14 protein-coding genes and 1 tRNA gene are annotated in these 20,226 nt (G+C 51.4%); 9 read left to right on the top strand and 6 right to left on the bottom strand.

Translation table 11 applies throughout. The features are described 5' to 3' along the window. Window positions 1–111: 111 nt before the first annotated feature. From EHT25_RS09975 to EHT25_RS09990, 4 genes are all read left to right on the top strand, one after another. Window positions 112–1,206, top strand: a complete 1,095-nt coding sequence (locus EHT25_RS09975; protein WP_124873995.1) for an efflux RND transporter periplasmic adaptor subunit — start codon at window positions 112–114, stop codon at window positions 1,204–1,206. 144 nt (window positions 1,207–1,350) lie between these two features. After that, window positions 1,351–4,419, top strand: a complete 3,069-nt coding sequence (locus EHT25_RS09980; RefSeq protein ID WP_124873997.1) for an efflux RND transporter permease subunit — start codon at window positions 1,351–1,353, stop codon at window positions 4,417–4,419. A gap of 113 nt (window positions 4,420–4,532) precedes the next feature. After that, window positions 4,533–5,870, top strand: coding sequence for a TolC family protein (locus EHT25_RS09985; RefSeq protein ID WP_124873999.1), 1,338 nt, complete (start codon window positions 4,533–4,535; stop codon window positions 5,868–5,870). Window positions 5,871–6,080: 210 nt separating this feature from the next. After that, window positions 6,081–7,046 (top strand): alpha/beta fold hydrolase, encoded by a 966-nt coding sequence (locus EHT25_RS09990; protein ID WP_124874001.1) that lies wholly within the window; start codon window positions 6,081–6,083, stop codon window positions 7,044–7,046. Here the strand turns inward: EHT25_RS09990 and EHT25_RS09995 are convergent. From EHT25_RS09995 to EHT25_RS10010, 4 genes are all read right to left on the bottom strand, one after another. Beyond that, entirely contained in the window at window positions 7,035–7,256 is a 222-nt protein-coding gene (locus EHT25_RS09995) for a hypothetical protein (protein ID WP_124874003.1), read from the bottom strand. The genes EHT25_RS09990 and EHT25_RS09995 overlap by 12 nt on opposite strands. 220 nt (window positions 7,257–7,476) lie before the next feature. Beyond that, window positions 7,477–8,259: a LytR/AlgR family response regulator transcription factor gene (locus tag EHT25_RS10000; protein WP_124874005.1), complete on the bottom strand. Its 783-nt coding sequence runs from the start codon at window positions 8,257–8,259 to the stop codon at window positions 7,477–7,479. Next, the gene (locus tag EHT25_RS10005) at window positions 8,256–9,407 is read right to left on the bottom strand and encodes a sensor histidine kinase (RefSeq protein WP_124874007.1); all 1,152 of its coding nucleotides are present in this window, start codon (window positions 9,405–9,407) and stop codon (window positions 8,256–8,258) included. Before EHT25_RS10005 ends, EHT25_RS10000 begins: the two co-directional genes overlap by 4 nt. Window positions 9,408–9,602: 195 nt before the next feature. Then, window positions 9,603–9,675, bottom strand: a tRNA-Met gene (locus EHT25_RS10010). 128 nt (window positions 9,676–9,803) lie between these two features. Between EHT25_RS10010 and era the strand changes: the two genes are divergently transcribed. From era to EHT25_RS10030, 4 genes are all read left to right on the top strand, one after another. After that, window positions 9,804–10,721 carry a GTPase Era gene (gene era / locus EHT25_RS10015; protein ID WP_124874009.1) on the top strand — a complete coding sequence of 306 codons (918 nt, stop codon included), beginning with the start codon at window positions 9,804–9,806 and terminating at the stop codon, window positions 10,719–10,721. A gap of 114 nt (window positions 10,722–10,835) precedes the next feature. Beyond that, entirely contained in the window at window positions 10,836–12,143 is a 1,308-nt protein-coding gene (gene der, locus EHT25_RS10020) for a ribosome biogenesis GTPase Der (RefSeq protein WP_124874011.1), read from the top strand. Further along, a complete protein-coding gene (locus tag EHT25_RS10025; protein WP_124874013.1) occupies window positions 12,140–13,063 on the top strand; it encodes a DMT family transporter in 924 nt (307 codons plus the stop codon). The genes der and EHT25_RS10025 overlap by 4 nt, the downstream gene beginning before the upstream one ends. A 169-nt stretch (window positions 13,064–13,232) precedes the next feature. Further along, window positions 13,233–13,541, top strand: coding sequence for an ArsR/SmtB family transcription factor (locus EHT25_RS10030; RefSeq protein WP_124874015.1), 309 nt, complete (start codon window positions 13,233–13,235; stop codon window positions 13,539–13,541). Between the two features lie 38 nt (window positions 13,542–13,579). Here EHT25_RS10030 and ruvB read toward each other — a convergent pair whose 3' ends face one another. Together ruvB and EHT25_RS10040 are read right to left on the bottom strand one after the other, a co-directional pair. Continuing rightward, window positions 13,580–14,608 carry a Holliday junction branch migration DNA helicase RuvB gene (gene ruvB, locus EHT25_RS10035; protein ID WP_124874017.1) on the bottom strand — a complete coding sequence of 343 codons (1,029 nt, stop codon included), beginning with the start codon at window positions 14,606–14,608 and terminating at the stop codon, window positions 13,580–13,582. A gap of 111 nt (window positions 14,609–14,719) precedes the next feature. Further along, window positions 14,720–18,817 carry a PKD domain-containing protein gene (locus EHT25_RS10040; protein ID WP_124874019.1) on the bottom strand — a complete coding sequence of 1,366 codons (4,098 nt, stop codon included), beginning with the start codon at window positions 18,815–18,817 and terminating at the stop codon, window positions 14,720–14,722. 245 nt (window positions 18,818–19,062) lie between these two features. Between EHT25_RS10040 and EHT25_RS10045 the strand changes: the two genes are divergently transcribed. Then, window positions 19,063–20,097, top strand: coding sequence for a PorP/SprF family type IX secretion system membrane protein (locus EHT25_RS10045; RefSeq protein WP_124874021.1), 1,035 nt, complete (start codon window positions 19,063–19,065; stop codon window positions 20,095–20,097). Window positions 20,098–20,226 lie beyond the last annotated feature (129 nt).

A 20,226-nucleotide genomic window follows, 5' to 3' on the forward strand; every position in this document is an offset into this window, starting at 1 on the left:
AATTCTTTTTTTTGGACCAATGGAACCCATTGCGCAATGCACATTGTTCGATGATCATAGAACAATAAAGTTCGAAAGTTATAAAACTTTGAAACGATAAGAACTACATCTATGGAATCGCAAACCTCATCCATTCGCACCACGTCACTGATGGTCGGCATTTTTGTGCTGACGGTGGCCTTTTTTGTGTTTACGCCCAAAATATTCTCAAATAAAGCGGAACCGATCAAAAAACAAACGGTTAGCGCGGCATTCGTCAACGATCAGCGGATTGTGGCGGATATTTTCGTGGTCAAACCGGAAACCATCGCCGACGAATTGCAAACCACAGGAACCATTGCCGCCAATCAGGAAGTCGATCTGGTGAGCGAAGTGGCCCGCAAACTGACCCGGATTTACGCCCGCGAAGGCAGCTATGTTGCCCAGGGAACGGTTTTGTTTAAACTGGACGACGCCGATTTATTGGCTAAAAAGAAAAAAATTGCGCTTCAGGAAAAACTGGCCCGCATCGACGAAAAACGATTTCGTGAACTGCTGGCCACTGAAGCCGTCAATCAGCAGGAATACGACCAGATCCTGACCAACCTGAATGTATTGCAAGCCGAATTGGCAATGGTGGATGTCGATCTGGCCAAAACCGAAATCCGCGCGCCTTTTTCCGGCAAGCTTGGTCTGAACAAAGTCGATGTGGGCGCGTATGTAACCCCTTCGACGGTTTTGACTTCATTAAATGACGTTAGTCAGGTTGAAGTCGCGTTCACGATTCCCGAAAAATACGCGTCGGCCGTTCACATTGGTCAACCAATTCAATTTACGACGGAAAACAGCAACCAGCCTTTCCGGGGAAAAGTCGTCGCGACGGAACCCAAAACGGATTTGAACACGCGGAGTTTGCTGGTGAAAGCCATTAGTGAAAACCGGGGCAGCAAGCTGATTCCGGGCTCGTCGGCCAAAATTGCGTTTACGCTTCATACGACCAACGATGGTATTCTGATTCCGACCCAGGCGCTGATTCCGAACGCCAGCGGTTATTCGCTGTTTGCGCTTAAAAATGGGAAAGCCGAGCAGCGGGAACTGAAAACCGGTAGCCGCACCAAAGGAAGCGTCCAGATTCTGAACGGATTGTCGTTGGGCGATACGGTTTTGACGACCAATCTGCTGCGGCTGGCACCGGGTGTTCCGGTAAGAGCCGCCAGTCTGAATTAATTGCTTGCGTATACTGCTACGCGTTATAAATCAAATACCAATACAACCATTCAGAAACCAGTTTAGGGTTCAGAGTAAATAGTTTATAGTCAATACGTTGATCAATGAACTAGAAACGCTGAACCATAAACTGAACCACCAGCCATGAGTTTATCAGGAATTAGTATCCAGCGGCCCGTTCTGGCCGGTGTGCTCTCCGTGTTGATTATTTTGTTCGGAATTGTCGGATTTTCATACCTCGGCATCCGGGAATATCCAGTCACGGATTCGCCGATTGTCACCGTGACCACCACCTATCCGGGCGCGAGTCCCGACGTGATTGCCTACCAGATTACAAAACCGCTGGAAGAGTCTATCGGGGAAGCCAACGGCATTCGGACCATTTCGTCCGTTTCGCGCGAAGCCGCCAGCGTCATCACCGTCGAGTTTAATCTGAATGCGGATCTGGAAGCGGCCGCCAACGACGTGCGCGACAAAGTGACCAAAGCCCGGCGGTTATTGCCCGGCGATGTGGATGCGCCGATTGTCGAAAAAGCGAATGCGGGCGACATTGTCATCTTTATGGCGGTGGAAAGTAAAAACCGTACCATTCTGGAAGTCAGCAACATCGCTTCGACGCTTATCAAAGAACGGATGCAAACGATTCCGGGTGTGAAGCGGGTGGGGATTGCCGGAGAGAAAAAATACGCCATGCGGCTGCGGATCGACCCGTCAAAAATGGCGGCTTACCAGCTGACGCCCTCGGACATTGAACGGGCGTTGCGCAACGAGAATGTCGATTTGCCGTCGGGCCGCGTCGAGGGTGACCAGAACGAGCTGACCGTCAGGACGCTGGGCAGGTTGACGAAAGAGTCGGATTTTAACGACATGATTATCAAGCAGGAAGGCAACACCATCGTCCGGTTTAAGGACATTGGGTATGCGGAACTGGGCGCGGAAAACGAGCGAACCGCCATCCTGAACAGCCTGAAAGGCAACTCGCCAGTCATTGGCGTATTTGTGGAACCCCAGCGGGGGGCCAACGCCGTCGCGATTGCCGACGAATTTTACCGCCGACTCAAAGAATTACGCAAAGAAATCCCCGCGGATTACGAATTAACGATTGGCAAAGACTTTACCGAACCCATCCGGGACTCCATTTCCGAAGTGGAAGAAACCCTGTTCATCGCTTTCGGACTGGTGATTCTGATTCTGTTTATTTTTCTCCGCGACTGGCGTTCAACCATCATTCCGGTGGTGGCGATTCCGGTTTCCATCGTGTCGGCTTTTTTCATCATGTACGCAGCCGGTTATTCGATCAACATCCTGACACTGTTAGCCTTGGTGCTGGCAATCGGGTTGGTGGTCGACGACGCGATTGTGGTGCTGGAGAATATTTACGCCAAAGTAGAAGAAGGCATGAGTCCGCTTCAGGCGGCTTTTAAAGGGTCGTCGGAAATCTATTTCGCCGTGATTTCGACCACGATTACACTGGCAGCGGTTTTTCTGCCGATCCTTTTTCTGCCGGGCATTACCGGCAAACTCTTTCAGGAATTTGCCATTGTCGTGGCGGGGTCGGTGCTGGTGTCGGCGTTTGTCGCCCTGACGCTTTCGCCCATGATGAGTGCGTATTTACTGAAACGGCAGCAAAAACCAAACTGGCTGTACCGCAAAACCGAACCGTTTTTTGTGTCGCTGAACCGGGGGTATGAAAAATCGCTGGGCTGGTTTTTGCGGTTTCGCTGGATGGCTTTTGTGGCGCTGGCGGCCACATTCGCGCTGATCTATATCATTGGCAAGCAATTGCCGTCGGAACTGGCCCCACTGGAAGACCGCTCGCAAATCAGTCTGGCGGTTTTGGCGCCCGAGGGTTCGTCGTATGAATACACCGAAAAGTACATGAACGAAATCGCCAAATTTTCGGTCGATTCCACCCCCGGTTTGTTCCAGACGTATTCGATTTTGGCCCTGACCTTCGGGCCACCGGCCCCGGTCAATCTCGCGATTCAGAACACGTTCCTGAAAAAAGCCGACCAGCGAACCACGAGCCAGGCCGATGTTTTCCAGATTTATGCCCGTAATGCGCAGAATTTCAGAGGAGTACTGGTTTTTCCGGTGCAGCCGCCCACCATTGGCAGCCGGTTTGGTCAGGCGCAACCCGTTCAGTACGTTTTGCAGGCCCAGAATCTGGCGGCAATTACCGACGTATTACCCAAATTCCTGGCTGAAGCCCGGAAAAGCGAAGTTCTGCGGTTTGTCGATTCGGATTTGAAAGTGAACAAACCCGAACTGGTGTTGAAAATTGACCGCGACAAAGCCGCCGAGTTGGGCATTTCCGTGGCCGAAATCGCGCGCGGTTTGCAACTGGCGCTGAGCGGTCAGCGATACGGTTATTTTATCTACAACGACCGGCAATACGAAGTGATCGGGCAACTGCAACGCCAGGAACGCGATACGCCCTATGATTTGAAGTCGATGTATGTCCGCACCCGAACCGGCGAAATGGTTTCGCTCGACAACCTGGTTTCGTTCCGCGAAAGCATCAGTCCGGCGGCTATTTACCGGTATGAACAAGCCATTTCGGCGACGGTTTCGGGCGGTTTGGCTCCCGGAAAAACCATCGGCGATGGTGTGGCAGAAATGAACCGGATTGCTAAAAAAGTACTTCCACCGAGCATTAAAACCTCACTGGCGGGCGAATCGAGGGACTTTTCGGAAAGCTCGTCGAGTCTGTTGTATGCCTTTATCTTCGCGCTGGTCCTGATTTACCTGATTCTGGCGGCTCAGTTCGAAAGCCTGATCGACCCGTTTATCATTCTGCTGACGGTGCCGATGGCCATGACGGGCGCGTTGCTGAGTCTCTGGCTATTCGGGCAAACCCTGAATATTTTCAGCCAGATCGGAATCATTACGCTGATCGGTTTGATCACCAAGAACGGGATTCTGATCGTCGAGTTTGCCAACCACGGTAAGGCGCAGGGACTCAGCACCCTGGAAGCCGCCAAAGCAGCCGCGGCCTCGCGGTTCCGCCCGATTCTAATGACCAGTCTGGCCATGATTTTTGGCGCGATCCCGATTGCCCTCACCGAAAACAGTCGCAATTCGCTGGGAACGGTCATCGTCGGCGGTTTGCTCTTCGCCGGTTTGCTGACGCTCTACATCATTCCGGCCGTTTATTCGTACTTCTCGCGGGTTCCTAAAAAGACGGAAGAAGAAGTTCTGGAACTGGTCTGAAACCGGGTGTCGGTTTACGGTTTTCAGTTAAGGGGTTATTTGTTTGAATAATAGCATTTTACTGAAAACCGTAAACGATAAACCGTAATCCATATACTGATTAACTAAAAATCATGAAACCGTATTTATATACAATTGCCATCTCATTTCTCCTGACCGCCGGAAAACCGGTGCTGGCGCAGGTTCGGCCGTTGACGATGGAGAATGCCGTTAAACTGGCGCTGGAGAAAAACCGGGATTTGCAGGTGGCAAACCTGGAAACCACCAAGTCGGCCCAGAAAGTCCGCGAAGCGCGCGGGTATGCCTTGCCAACGGTGTCGGCTTCGGCGCAATACCTCTATTTTCCCCAGAAACAGGTGTCGTTTTTGCCGGGGAGTTTCGTCGGACTGGGTGAAAACCAGTTGGCCACGTTCCGCGTCGGCGGATCGAACGCGTTTGTGGGCGGGGTGGCCGTGTCGCAACCGTTGTTTCAGGCCGGGATCGGGTCCGGAATTCGGGCCGCGCAGATTTATGAAAACGCATCGGCGGAAGCCTTGAATGAAGTTCGGGCGGCAGTGATAACCGACGTCAAAAAAGCGTATCTGGACGTGCTGATTACGCAGGAACAACTGCGGCTTCAGGAGCAAAGTCTGGTGCGGAATGAACAGGTGCTGAAAGATTCGCGGTCGCTGCTGGCACAGGGCCGTGCCTCGCGGGTCGATACGTTGCGGGCGTTTGTCTCGGTCGAAAACCTGCGGCCCACGATCATTCGGCTGAACAGTCAGGTCGAAATTACGAAAACCGTTCTGAAACGGACGATGGGACTGGATGAACAGGAAGTGATCGACCTTCAGGATTCGTTGCACGCCGAAAAACCGGTTTTTGCCGTGCCCGGAACCGATGCGTTTTTTGAAGCCGTTCAGGCCCGGCCGGAAGTACACCGGCTGGAGTTGACAGAAAAACTGAACCGCGAGCAAATTGCATTGCAAACCGCCGAACGTGCGCCCAAACTATCAGCCATCGGCCTGATTCAATCGCAGGCACAGGCCAACAATCTGAAGCTGGCGGAGTATAGCTGGCCACTTAGTTCGTACGTCGGGTTGCAGTTGAACGTTCCCATTTTCAGCGGTTTTCGAGCGGTTTCCCGCATTCAGCAGGCGGTGATTACCCGCCAGCAAAGCGAAACGCAACTGGTTAATCTGAAGGAAGTCGTTCGCGCGCAGGTGAAAATCGGTCTTTCCAACGTCGAAGAAGCCCGGCTGCGCATCGAAACCCAGCGGCAAACCGTGGCCGTGGCGGAATTGGGCTATCGCATCACCCGCGACCGCTGGAAACAGGGCATTGCGTCACGGCTGGACCTGTCGGATGCCGAATTTTCGTTAACCCAGGCCAAATCCAATCACCTGCAAGCCATCTATGATTTCCTGACCGCGTCGGTCGAGCTGGACCGGACGATGGGTCGGGCAAAGTAAGTTTCATTGAGCGAAAAGAGGTTAGACAAGAGAATAGAGGCAAAACCGCTGTGGTAATGGGTCTCTATGCTCTGGTCTAACCTCTTTCCGCTCACTATGCGTCCAAACCGACCAGTTATACATTCTGACTAGCTTAGGGCGATAAATAGTCCAAGCTTTATGCCGTAAAAGCGTTTGAAACCTCGCATCGCGAAAGAAACGGGTTAGTCGATGAAATGGATAGTCTATCTGACGATGGTTCCTGCCATCTTTGCTATCGGGATTCATGGTGTATTGGCACAAACTTTTCCAGATAGCCGAACCGATGGCAAATATTACACCGTCAACGGGGCTAAAATCTGGACCGTGCGTTTGGGGACTGGCGACCCCTTATTCATCATTCCGGGCGGGCCGGGCGGTACACATCCGGGTTTACGACGGTTTGATTCACTGTATACCAACTGCACCCTCATTTATTTTGATGGTTTTGGCCGGGGAAAGTCGGATACGGCGAAGGATGTGAAAGAATACAGCCTGCAACGCGATATCGATGACCTGGAAGGATTACGCAAGGCGATGGGTTTTCAGAAAATAAACGTTCTGGGTCATTCGTACGGCACGGTTGTCGCACAAGGCTACGCGATTCAATACCCGGATCGGGTCAGTCATTTGCTGCTGTCTGCGCCGTTTCATAGTCACGCGATGTGGCAGGAAAATGACGACAATTACAACCGGGAAATAAAAACGAACTACCCGGAGGTTTGGGATACGCTGATGGTGATTCGCAAACAGGGGTATCAATCCAGCGATTCACTGCATCAGGCCGTCTACGGGCGCGTGCCGTATGAGTTTTTTTATGCCTATAATCCCACCTATTTTACAGGACCGCGAAGCGCCCCGTACCCGAATCGATACAATACGAAACTATATTACCAACTGGTGGGCAAAGACGGTGATTTTACCGTCGGCAATGATATTGGGCGATTCGATTACCGATCGGCTCTGAAAACCTTGAAAATGCCCATCCTTATTATGGCGGGACGGTTTGATCGGGTGGCGGTTCCCTGGATGATGGTGCAGTATAAAACCTTTTGTCCCCAGGCGCAATTTGTCATGTTTGAACAAAGCGGCCACAATACCTTCATTGAAGAACCCACCAAAACGTTCAAGCTGATCCGGGATTTCTTAAGTTTTTAAAAGACAAAAGAGGGTAGCCAAGAAAATAGAGACAAAAGCAAAACCGCTCTCGTTACGAGTCTTTACCCTCTTATCTAACTCTTTCCTTCTTAAAAAACAAAACCCGGCAAATTTTGCCGGGACTGTATTACTTTCTCGATTATTAAAAAGAATGTTATCTATCATTCCGAAGGAACGGCGGTTTTCGTCCATGATGCCTGATTTAGCCATTCAGGTAAAGGGTATAGAATGAACGGCCCAACTAATTGGTAATCCCATCAGGCCCTGATGATGCTCCTGGCTCCAGCAGGAAACCGCCAATCGGTATTTCCGGGCAAAAGTGAGGGGTAATGGCTCGCGAACCAAAATAGAAGGGTCGAAGGCCAAATTTTTGGGGTTGAATGTCAAATTTTGAAGGTCGAAAGCGAAGCCGTTAGCGGAAAAATGTCGCTTATTTCCCCAGCCAGATTTTAAAATCACTCAGACGATCGGGGCTGACGAATACCTCATGGCGGGCGGAAGGCTGTAATTCCAGCTTAAATTTGCTGCCTGAATACGTGTGGATCGATCCGATGGAAGCCAGCGAAACCAGGTAGGCACGGTTAACCCGGAAGAACTCGTGGGGATTCAGTAAGCTGGCAATTTTATCGAGGCTGTATTCAACCACCAGATTCTGACCATCTTTGGTGGTTAGGTAGGTGGTTTTTTCTTCGTAGAAAAAGTACGAAATCTGAGAGACTTCGATGCTCTTCACCTTGGGGCCGACCGTAACCATAAACCGGTCTTTAAAGGGCGCTTTACCGGAACCCTCCCGCCAACTCAGCAAAGATGACCAGTTAGCTTGTTCCGCCACGACGGATTCCTGTCTTTGCTGCGTCCATTTGAACTTATCAATGGCGGCCGTCAGTTCCGCTTCGTCAATGGGTTTGAGCAAATAATCGATGCTATTCGCCTTAAAAGCCTGAATGGCGTAGGAATTATAAGCCGTTGTGAAAATAATCGGAATCAGGAGGTTGATTTTTTCAATGATGCGAAAGGCACTGCCATCCTCCAAATGAATATCCATAAACACCAGGTCGGGTTGCTGGGCCGGGGATTGCTTCTGAAACCACTCGATGGCTTTGGCAACGGAGGGAATCAGGCCCATGACCTGAATGGTGGGATCGTATTCGTTTAAAAGTCTTTCGAGCCGTTGGATGGAGAGGGATTCGTCTTCAACAATGACTACATTCATGGTAATAAGGGAATACGAACGACAAAGGTTTGATCCGAATGGTTGATCTGTACCGGGCGATCGGTGAGCAATCGGTAGCGATTGGTAATATTTTCCAGGCCGACGCCCGTCGATGTTTCGGTGAATGTGTCATCGGGCAGGCGCAACTTGATCGGATTGCTGACCAGCAGATAATCGTCCTGAATCGTAATCGAAACGATTAGTGGATGTTCACCCGACATTTGATTGTGCTTGACGGCATTTTCCACCAGGAGTTGCAGGGTTAAGGGAGCAATGGCAAACCGGGTGGCTTCTCCCGCCGTAAGTGTATTGACAATTTGCAGTTTATCGTCAAACCGAATATTCAATAAGAAACAGTAGGCTTCCAGGAATTCCAGTTCCGTTTTCAGACTGACCTGCTCGAGTTCCCGCTGGTCCAGAATATACCGATAGGCTTTCGACAGGTAATTGATAAACCGAATGGACAATTTAGGGTTTATATCCACCAGGGCGGTCAGAATGCTCAGGCTATTGAACAGAAAGTGAGGATTTACCTGGTTTTTTAAGGCCGCAAACTGCGCCTGGGAGGCTTCCCATTTCAGCTGTTCGGCATTTACCCGTAATTCGGCGACTACCTGATCCCCGCGTCGATTGGCTGCTAAAAAAAACGCCATCAGTAAGGCCATGATGGTCAGGGCGGTCGTTGCTTTCCGCCGTCGTTGTCGTTCGAAAAAGGTTCGGTTGACAGGCTCCCCGTTGGTACGGGCAAAATCGGGTTGCAAGACGGCTCCCCGGTTTTCAGTTTTGTCGAAGCGCCCCCGCATCTGACGCAGTGCGCCGAAAAAAGCCCAGTCAAACCCGACGGACAGCGTACCGGCAATCAGCAGGGTAGCGAGTTGAACCGGAAGTTTGCTATCCAATCGGAAAAGGCGTCCCGGGTGGTTGTATAAGCGGTTTTCCAGCCACTCCATGATGCTGAGCCAGAACGTAAAAAGCCCAATCGTAATGGGGATTTCCAGCAACCAGACAAACCACATCGCCCGAAAGAGATCCCAGTTGGGGGCGTATAAATTGATGTAAAAGCGAAGTGGCCAGTAAATGGCGAACACACTGGCGGCCAGCCGGACTTTCTGGGCCAGCGTAAGATTTACGTTTTCAGTTGCCTCCATAAAACAAGCTCCCGGATGGCCATCAAACAAGTTGAATGGCCGGATAATCCAGGCGAAGACAAGGTAGACATTTAACAGAATTAAATGAAGCCGGGCGGTTAGTTGCGGGTCAAATTGTGACGAGCTGGGTTTTGGGATCCGTGGAAGCCTATAAAAAAGAAAAGGCCATACTTTCGTATGACCTGTCCTCTTGAGTAGCGGGAGCTGGACTCGAACCAGCGACCTTTGGGTTATGAGCCCAACGAGCTACCAACTGCTCCATCCCGCGATGTTGGGACTGCAAAGGTAAGGCGTTTTTCATAAAAAACAATTACCTTTGTGAAAAAAAATGACCCCTCCCGCTAAATTAATTGGCCCGGAGGGGATTTTTTTCGGTAGTCATTGGTTGTCAATTACATGGATAGTTCAAATGAAACGTATGCCCCGGACCATAAAGCCGGGTATGTCAGCATCATCGGTAAACCGAATGTCGGCAAGTCGACGCTGATGAATGAATTGGTGGGCGAACGGCTTTCTATTATCACCTCAAAAGCCCAAACTACCCGCCACCGCATCATGGGCATTCTCAACGGGGTGCACGACGGGCAGGAGTTTCAGTTGGTCTATTCAGACACGCCGGGGATTATCAAACCCCAATACCGCCTGCACGAATCGATGATGAGTTTTGTGCGCGGTTCGCTGGAAGATGCCGATGTGATTCTGTTCGTGACCGACATTTTCGAGAAATACGACGAGGATGACGTGATCGAGCGGCTTCAAAAGACGCAGACACCGGTTTTGTTGCTCATCAATAAAATCGATCTGGCAACTCCGGAACAGGTTGACGAGAAGATCAAGTACTGGAACGAGAGCTTCAAATCCGAAGCCATCATTCCCATTTCGGCACTCAACTCGGTCAACATCAAGCACGTATTTAAAGCCATTGTGACGCGCCTGCCGGTGCATCCGCCTTATTTCCCGAAAGACGAACTCACCGACCGGCCCGAACGCTTTTTTGCTTCCGAAATTATTCGCGAGAAAATTTTCCTGAACTACAAAAAAGAGGTCCCTTACAGTTGCGAAGTGGTCATTACTGGTTTTAAAGAAAAAGACGATATCATCGTGATCCAGTCCGAAATTCTGGTTGAGCGGGCTACTCAACGGGCGATTTTGCTGGGTGAAGGGGGTAAAATGATTAAAAAAACGGGTATTATGGCCCGGGAGGAACTGGAGCGCTTCTTTGGCAAGAAGGTGTTCCTTGAACAATACGTAAAAGTAGAACCCGATTGGCGTACGAAAGAACGGGCGCTGAAACGGTTTGGGTACGAAGATTAACCGAAGGTAAGCCGAAGGGAGAACCGGAAAAAAATGGAACGGAACGGGTTGTAACCCTTCCCTTTTCTTCTGCGTTGCCTTATTCGCTCCTTCTTTCCTCATGTTAATGAAGTTATGGCAAATATTGTAGCAATTGTGGGCCGCCCGAATGTCGGGAAATCGACGCTGTTTAATAAATTGGTGGAACAGCGCCAGGCCATTATGGATAATCAGCCGGGCGTGACGCGCGACCGGCATTACGGCTATGCCGACTGGACGGAGAAGTATTTTACCGTCATCGATACCGGTGGTTATGTCGTCGGGTCGGATGACGTTTTTGAAGAATCGATTCGGGAACAGGTGCAGATTGCCATCGACGAAGCTTCGGTGATTTTGTTTATGGTCGATAACATGGCTGGACTGACCGATATGGACAAAGATTTTGCCGACGTGTTGCGCCGGTCGAAAAAACCGGTCATCGTGGTGGCTAATAAGTCCGAAACCGTGTTGCGCCAGAATTCGGTCGGCGAATTTTACTCCCTGGGTCTGGGCGATCCGTTCCCGATTTCGTCGATTACGGGAACAGGTACGGGCGATTTGCTGGACGAGGTCGTGAAGCATTTCCCCAATGATGGCGTCGAAAATCCCAACGCCGGTATTCCGCGCATTGCCATTCTGGGCCGCCCGAATGTGGGTAAATCGTCGTTTTTGAACGTATTGATCGGCGAAGAACGCAGCATTGTGACCGACATTGCCGGAACCACCCGCGACGCCATCGATACGCACTACCGCGCTTTTGGCAAGGATTTTATTCTGACCGATACGGCAGGAATCCGGCGCAAGGCGAAAGTAAGAGACAACATCGAGTTTTACTCGGTGATGCGCTCACTGAAAGCCCTGGAAGAGTCGGATGTGGTTATCGTAATGCTGGATGCCAGCCGTGGTCTGGAAGCACAGGACATGAACATTATCGGGCAGGCGGTTCGGGCGAAAAAGGGCGTATTATTGATGGTCAACAAATGGGATGCGATCGAGAAAGATTCCAAAACCGCCGATCAGTGGAAGAAAGAAATCGTACAACGCCTGGCGCCGATTGATTATCTGCCCATTATTTTCGCTTCAGTGGTGGAAAAGCAGCGGATTTTTCAGGTGATGGAAAAAGCGATGGAAGTCTATGAGAATAAGACCAAAAAAATTCCAACTTCGAAGCTGAACGACGCCATGCAGCCGGAAATCCTGAATTATCCGCCCCCGGCTACGAAAGGTAAACTGATCAAAATCAAGTACATGATTCAGTTGCCGACGCCCTCGCCGACGTTTGTGTTTTTCTGCAATCTGCCGCAATACATTAAAGAACCGTATGAGCGGTTTCTGGAAAATAAACTTCGGGCGCATTTCGGATTCGACGGAGCGCCGATAACGATATTTTTCCGACAAAAATGACGGGTTTACAGCCCCCATCGTCCTCACGGACAACGTATTGGATCGGAGCGCTGCTGGTTTTTCTGGCAGCGTTTTGTTTTGCATTAAAGGGTGTTTTAATCAAGCTGGCTTACCAGTATCAGATCGATACCATTTCGCTGCTGACGTTGCGGATGGTTTTTGCGCTGCCCTTTTATGTTTTCATCGCCTTGAAGTTGTCAAAGCGGCTCCCGCCAGTTCAGTTATCCACCCGGAACTGGCTAATGTTGGCTTTGCTGGGGATTATGGGGTATTACATTGCCAGTTACATGAATTTCCTCGGACTCGTCTACATTACGGCCAGCCTGGAACGGATTTTATTGTTTGTCTACCCCACATTTGTTCTCCTGCTCGGGGTGGTGATTTACGGCCGCAAAGTCAACCGGTTGCAGCTCCTGGCGGTTTTACTGACCTATTCCGGCATCATCGTGGCCTTTGTTCCGAACATCGGCTCCGGCCAGCAAAAAGATGTTTTTCTGGGCGCATTCTGGGTTATCCTGAGCGGGTTGGTATACGCGGTTTATCTGGTCGGCAGTGATACGATGATTGCCCGGGTGGGTTCCCAGCGGTATACCTGTTACGCCATGATTGTGGCCACGCTGGTCATTGTTATTCACTGCCTGATTGCCAATGGGTTGGATCTGTTCCGGTTTCCGGCACCGGTCTACCAGCTGGCCCTCCTGATGGCGGTTTTGGTTACCGTAATTCCAACCTTTCTCATTGCCGAGGGAATCAAGCGCATCGGCTCCGGCAACGCGTCCATTGTCGCCAGCATCGGCCCTATTTTTACGATTATTCTGGCCACCACGTTTCTCGACGAAACCATCACCCTGTACCAATTCCTGGGTACGTTGCTGGTGTTGTTCGGGGTTTTCCTGATTGGCTGGAAAGGACGTAAATAGGCCGGAAGAAGGGCAAAACCAACCCCCGTAAATGTCTGTTAAATTCTGCGGGATTTAGACCCTTTTTAAATAAATTAACATATCTATCCTGTTGTGCATATTTTTTTGCTAATCATGTATAAATAACTAAATTTCAGTTACTTTACGCACCTAAAATGCACAAAGAATCATGACTAAAGAAACCGTACTTAACGATGAAAAGAAGATTGAGCGAGCCGCCTACGTACTGAAGGCCGTCGCTCATCCCTTGCGTATCAAAATCATTCAGATGCTGAATGAACACAAGGAACTGAATGTCTCTACCATTTACAAGAATCTGAACGCCGAGCAATCGTTGATTTCGCATCACCTGATTAACATGCGCGACAAAGGAATTCTTGAAATTCGCAGAAGTGGCAAAAACATCTATTACTTTCTGGTAGACAGTTCAATTGCCGAGATTATTGATTGTATTTACCGAAGTAAAATCATGGTTTAGTGAAAAAGGGAAGCAACACAGCTTCCCTTTTTTTTTCTCTAGGAGAATAACTCCCCGTCCCGATAAACGGGTACAATTCCCAGGTGTCTGTACGCTTTCTCAGTTGCTTCTCTTCCCCGCGACGTTCGCTTCAAATAGCCTTCCTGAATTAAAAACGGTTCGTATACTTCCTCGATCGTCTCGGCTTCATCGCCACAAGCCGTTGCAATGGTCGACAAGCCAACCGGGCCTCCTTTGAATTTATCGATAATCGTCGTCAGAATGCGGTTATCCATTTCATCCAGGCCATTTTGGTCAACGTCCAGCGCACGCAGGGCGATTTCGGCAATCTCAACCGTAATGACACCTTTTCCCTTTACCTGGGCAAAATCCCGGGTCCGGCGAAGCAGGTTGTTGGCAATCCGCGGGGTTCCGCGGCTCCGGCGGGCAATTTCATAGGCCCCTTCTTCCTCAATGGGTGTTCCCAGAATGGCCGCCGAGCGGTTTACAATCGTGGTCAGCAAAGCTGCATCGTAGTATTCCAGCCGGGCGTTGATACCAAACCGGGCCCGTAAAGGCGAGGTTAGCAAACCGGCGCGGGTGGTGGCACCGATCAGCGTAAACGGATTCAGCTTGATCTGAACGGTACGGGCATTCGGGCCGGAATCGAGCATGATGTCGATTTTGTAATCTTCCATCGCCGAGTAGAGGTATTCTTCCACCACCGGGTTCAGCCGGTGAATCTCGTCGATAAAAAGCACGTCGTTTTCCTGCAGATTCGTCAGCAAACCGGCAAGGTCGCTGGGCTTGTCGAGCACCGGGCCGGAAGTCATCTTGATGTTGGCATTCAGCTCATTCGCCACAATGTGCGAGAGGGTGGTTTTGCCCAGCCCCGGAGGACCGTGTAACAGCACATGGTCCAGCGCTTCTCCGCGCTGGAGAGCGGCCTTTACGAAAATCCGCAGGTTTTCGAGTATTTTGGCCTGCCCCGTAAAGTCTTCGAACGATAACGGACGTAACGCGCGTTCGATTTCTTTTTCGGTCGACGTCATACCGTCATTGGTCCCTTTTAAAATATCTTTCCGCATCGGTATTTGAATGAATGTACTTGTTGTTTACGTATTAAATCAACTTGATTTTCAACTACTTAAACAAGTTCTGATTTCATTCAAATATACGAATTTTCGGGCAAACTTCCGCTATCGAACCAATAGAATCGAGCCTCTTTTCAGCACTTTCGGACGATCGGGATAATACAGACTTTTGAAGTTTACGGTGTACGCATAAACCATTGATGGATACGCCTGGCCGCGGTAATTGCCGTCCCATTTCTGCTCCGGATCGTTCGATACGAAGATAACTTCGCCCCAGCGATTGAATACCCGAAGTTCAAAATCCGTCACGTAAGCCGTGAACACATCGAGCAAGTCGTTGTTGCCATCGCCGTTCGGCGTAAATGCATCCGGAATAACGACGCGGGGTTCGCACTTATCGACCACCACCGCCGTATCGACCACGGCACAGCCATTGGCCCCCGTCACCCGAACGGCATACCGCCCCACTTCCAGAACCGTGATGCGCGGGGTGCTGTCGCCGGAATGGGGCCAGAAATACGTGAGCGAGCTATTTCCCGTCACCTGCAACGTGGCTTTTCCATTATCGCCCACGCACAACGGAACTTCGCGCGTCAGATCAAAAGTTGGCAAGGGCAAAAAGGTCAGTTTCACTTCATCGGATGCTGTACAGGCGCCCGACGTTGCCACCACCGAATACGTACCCGATTGCGTCGGGTGAATCGACGATGTATTGGCGCCCGTCGACCAGAGGAAGGTCGCGCCCGGCGATGCGTCTCGTACCGCCAGTTGAAGCGTGGGCGATGGACAAAGCGTGGTATCCGGCCCCAGCCTCACCGTCGGCGGCAGCTGAACAAAGACTATTTTCCGGTCAATGGCCACGCAACCACCCTGCGATGCCGAATACGTCAGTACAATTGGATTCGGACCCGCCAGGCTATCGGCGGGGGTAAACCGCCCCGCATTATCGACACCCCGACCCGTCCAGACCCCACCGAGAGGTGTTGCACCACTGAGCGTCAGTACGGGTGCGTTGGCACAAATTTCCAGCGGTGGACCGGCTTCGACGACCGGTTTTGCGTTAAACGTAACCACTACTTCGTCGGAACCCCGGCAACCCGTGATCGAATTGCGCACCGTCAACCGGTAAGGGCCGGCCGTTGTGACGTTGATTGAAGGTGTCGTCTGTCCAGTGTTCCATTGATACACATCGCCCGGTGTCTGAATCAGGGAAGCCAGTTGAATGGTATCGCCAATGCATTTTCCTCGGTCGGGGCCCAGCGACACAAAACCGGTGGTATCGACCGGAACGCGGATGTTATTCAATGTATCGAGACAACCGCCGGTATCACGTGCCTCCAGGGTGTACACCCCACCGTTGATCCCAGTCAGGCCCGAACCGTTCCCGACGATGACGCCGTCGGCATCCCGCCAGATAAACGCCGTCGGTCGCCCCTTCACCACCGTCAGTCGGATGGAACCGCTTTGCGGAACCGTACACAGGGCGGTTTGCGGATCGGCTTTGACCTCAATGCTGTTGCTGGACTGGAGCTTTAGCGTCGTATCGACCGTACAGGCGTTATCGCTGATGATCCGAACCGTGTATTCACCATCCCGAATGCCCGACAACAAGGCCGTGGTGTCGCCAACCGGCTGCCCGGCCAGACTCCATTCAAACCGCCGGACCGTGGCCGAGCCGACGCTGAGCCGGATGCTGCCGTCGGTAGTCGTACAACCGCTGGGTGGCGTCATGAAGGCCGTAACGGCCGGTTTTGGTAAAGCCACCACGGCCAGCGTATCGGTATTTTCGCAACCGTTAATATCGCCGACAATAACCGAATACTGACCCGCTTTATTGATCGTCGTTGTCCGTTCCGTCGAACCGTTGCTCCATTTGAAACTGGTCCAGCCGTTTCCGCGGGCGGTTAACGTTAATGAGCTGTTTAAGCAAAGCGTTGTATCAGGCCCCAAACTGAAACGTGGTGGGGTTCGGAGTGTGACACGAATCGTATCACTTGAAAAACAACCGCCATTAGCCGCAATAACCACAAACGTTCCCGGCGTAATACCATTGTACCCTGGCTTTCCCGGAGTCGTCACGGTTAATGTTCGTTCATTATACCCTCGCAAAACCCGCCCATTTCGGAGCCAGATATACACACCAGCCTCCACCTTGGCATCGAGTGTTGTGGTGTTTTTACATTCATTTATATCCGGTCCCAGATTGATCGGATCGGGCGTTTTAACGATGGTTACGTCTTGCTTTATCAATGTATCCTTACAGATACTGCCATCCGACCGCATGGTGACAATGCGCAGGCTAACGGAATATACCCCCGGTTGCTGGAACGTATGGGTTGCCTGCGTGGCTGTTGTGCTGAACGGTGCGCTGCTGTCGCCCCAGTTCCAGGTATAATTATCTTTTAAAGGCGAACAGCGGGGTGTGGCCGTAAACTGGGTAGGCGAACCGGCACAGGTGTCGGCGTATGAAAAACCGGGTGAACTCGACGGTTCGTTAAAATTGGCGACCATGTTCGGCAAACCCAGTTGGCTGGTCGGACCGTTCAGATTAAGGCCATTGGGGTCGAAGGTTGCGGGAGCCAGTAATTCATCGTTCGGATTTTCGATGACCCCCAGGCTTTTCCCATTTTTGATGGCCACGTAAATTTTGCCATCAGACCCAATCTGCAAAGCTCCGTATTCCCGCGTTTTTGTACTATCCAAAACCGTCTTGGACGCTTCGATGGCCGCCGGGTCCGGAGTGGTCAGGTCATAAATCAGAATCTGGGAGGCATGGGCCGTATCGCCCTGTAAGGTAACATAGAGTTTCGAGCCGTCGGGCGAAAACTCCACCCCGTAGGCTTTCGGGGGCGCGGGGCCAATGTTGATGGATGGTCCGGCGGTCATGACGCCCGTCGAATCGTTGAACGTAAAGGTTTCAACGTAGTTCGTCGGTGGGCCGGGCACTACGACGGCGATGGGGCGGTTTCCGTTGCCGGTCGTATCGGCCGGGCCGATTTTCATGTACCCTTCGCCCTTGGTGGTCGTATCGTGCGGCATTCCGAGGGCATACTCGACCGGGCCTTCCGCACCGGATTTTGTGATGTGATAAACCTGAAACTTGTTGTTACCGTAATCGTGCGAAATAACCCAGTAGGTGGTGTCCCGATCGTTCCGAACCGACGCCAGCCGCTCCGTCGTCAATGAATCCACCAGCGTGTTTTTCTCAACAATGGCCCCAATTCCCTGATTATACCGCATATCAACCACGCTGACAGTCAGGTTTTTCTTCCCATTAATTTCGGAAGTCGTGTAGACCCGGTAGAGGTATTCGCAGCCTTTACAGGTGGGCTGCGGCACGATGAGCGCCGACTGGGTCGAATTCTGGCTCCCCTGCAACTGGGCCGTATCGGCCGGATTGAGCGGTTTCATCAGGTTCCCGTTTTTATCGTAAATGAGAACCCCACCGGTGTAAAAGAGCAGTTGACCTTTGGTGTTGGAGATGGACGAAGACCCTTCGATGGTGTTCAGTTTTCCATCGTCCAGCGGGCTGGGACTACCGCCGGAAAAGTCGATCCCGGCATTATTCCCAAAATACCACTTGGCACCCTGTTGTTGCGGTTGCTGCCCGCAGACCTGCACGTTGATGCGGTTTTCGATGGAACAGACAGTTGATTTGTCTTTCTGCGAACCAATCCAGACCTCGACGGAATAACAGCCGGCGCTATCGACCTGAATGGTTTGGGTGGTGTCGCCTTTTGGGTACCAAAGGTAACTTGCTCCCGCCGGAGCGCCATTTGGATACGGATCGAGGGTTATTTTCTGCCCGTTACACAACATGGTATCCGTCCGCCAGTTCTGAAACTGGGTGGGCGGAAGACCAATGGTAATCTGTCTCGAAGCGGTTTGCGTCGAACCATTCTGCATGGTTCGGGTCAGTGTCACCGTATACGTGCCGGGTGTATTGTAAGAATGTTTGGGCTTGGCCGCCGAAGACGTGTCCTGACCGGAAGCGCCGTCGCCAAACGTCCAGGTCCGGGAGCGCACGTTGGGCACCGTATCTTCAAACATAACGCCCGAGTCGCAGGTCGGGTCCGCGATGCACAGTTTTCCACTTACCTTAATACCCTGCACGGTCGTTTGCGCATGGGCCATGCCGACCAACAGCCCCCAACACAGAAGCATCCATCCCAACCGCCGTACCATTCCTGTATAGGTTGTCATTCGCTGCTAAAAAATCAAGTAAATACCGGCCCGGCTTCTGGTAGTATGCATAACAGTTGAGGTGGGCAGTACGTTATTGTAAACGAAAGGGCAGCTATAAAAATTTTATAAGTTACCATTCATCGTTTATCATTTGCAACTACCTTTATCTATCCCGCCAAGTGCAATTTTACGGCAAAAAAACGTTTATGTGTTAGTGTTTTATCCGAACCAGTTTGGCAAGTTGTTTGCTTAAAGATACAGTTATGTTAAAACGTTACATTTTTCTTCTCCTTGGCTTGCTGATCGGCGGAACGGTTTGGGCACAGGATCCGCAATTTTCCCAGTTCTACGCGGCTCCTTTGTACCTGAATCCGGCGTTTGCGGGTTCGGCACTGGCACCGAGGGTAACTGTCAATTACCGGAATCAATGGCCCGCCGTCACCAACTACGTCACGTCGATGGTGAGCGTCGATCATTATTTTGAACGCTACAACAGTGGTGTCGGATTGATGCTGCAAAGTGACAACCAGGGCCAGGGACGCATTCGTTCCACCGATATCGGCCTGCAATATTCCTACCAGATTAAAGTGGCCGAAGAAACGTTTGTTCGGCTGGGCGTGCAGGGTTCCTACGTAAACCGTTCGATCAACTGGTTTGGCCTCACCTTTGGCGATCAATATAACAATGGCGGTTTTACCGGTAATCCAACCACCGACCCGGTGGTGGCCAACGGTTCTCCGCAACTGCGCTACCTCGATTTTTCAACCGGCGGTTTGCTCTATTCCGACTGGTACTGGATTGGCGTGGCGGCTCACCACCTCAGCCGGCCCAATCAGGGTGTATTTGTGCTGAGCGACGAAAGCCGTCTGCCAATGAAAGGCAGCATCCACGCCGGTTTGCGGATTCCGTTCGCGGGTTTCACCGGCCTGGGCGACGAATGGGATCGTGAAAAAACGATTTCTCCGGCCATCAATTACCGCTATCAGGGCAAATACGATCAGTTGGATCTGGGCGTTTACATGACCTATTCGCCCATCGTCGTTGGATTGTGGTACCGCGGTTTGCCGCTGAAAAAATACGCGCCGAGTGTGACAAATCGCGAATCGTTGATTGCGCTGGTCGGTTTTCGTCAGGATGCGTTCTCGATCGGGTATAGTTACGACGCCACCATTTCGTCGCTTGGGCCGGGCAGCGGGGGGGCGCACGAAATCTCCTTGTCATACACCTTTGAAAACTGGCCTCCGGGCAAACCCAAAAATCGCAACGCCCGCAAACAGCTTTCCTGCCCCAAATTCTAACCAACCCCAACCCGGTTCCGAAACAGCCGGGAAAAATCTTCCCGGCTAATGATGGCAAGTCTGTGCCAATAAGCAGCGGTTTTCAGTAGTTCGGCCCGAAAAATTCCTTCTACCGTTGCGCAGTAATGC

Origin of the sequence: Larkinella rosea (genome assembly GCF_003858635.1) — a bacterium.
Lineage (GTDB): Bacteria > Bacteroidota > Bacteroidia > Cytophagales > Spirosomataceae > Larkinella > Larkinella rosea.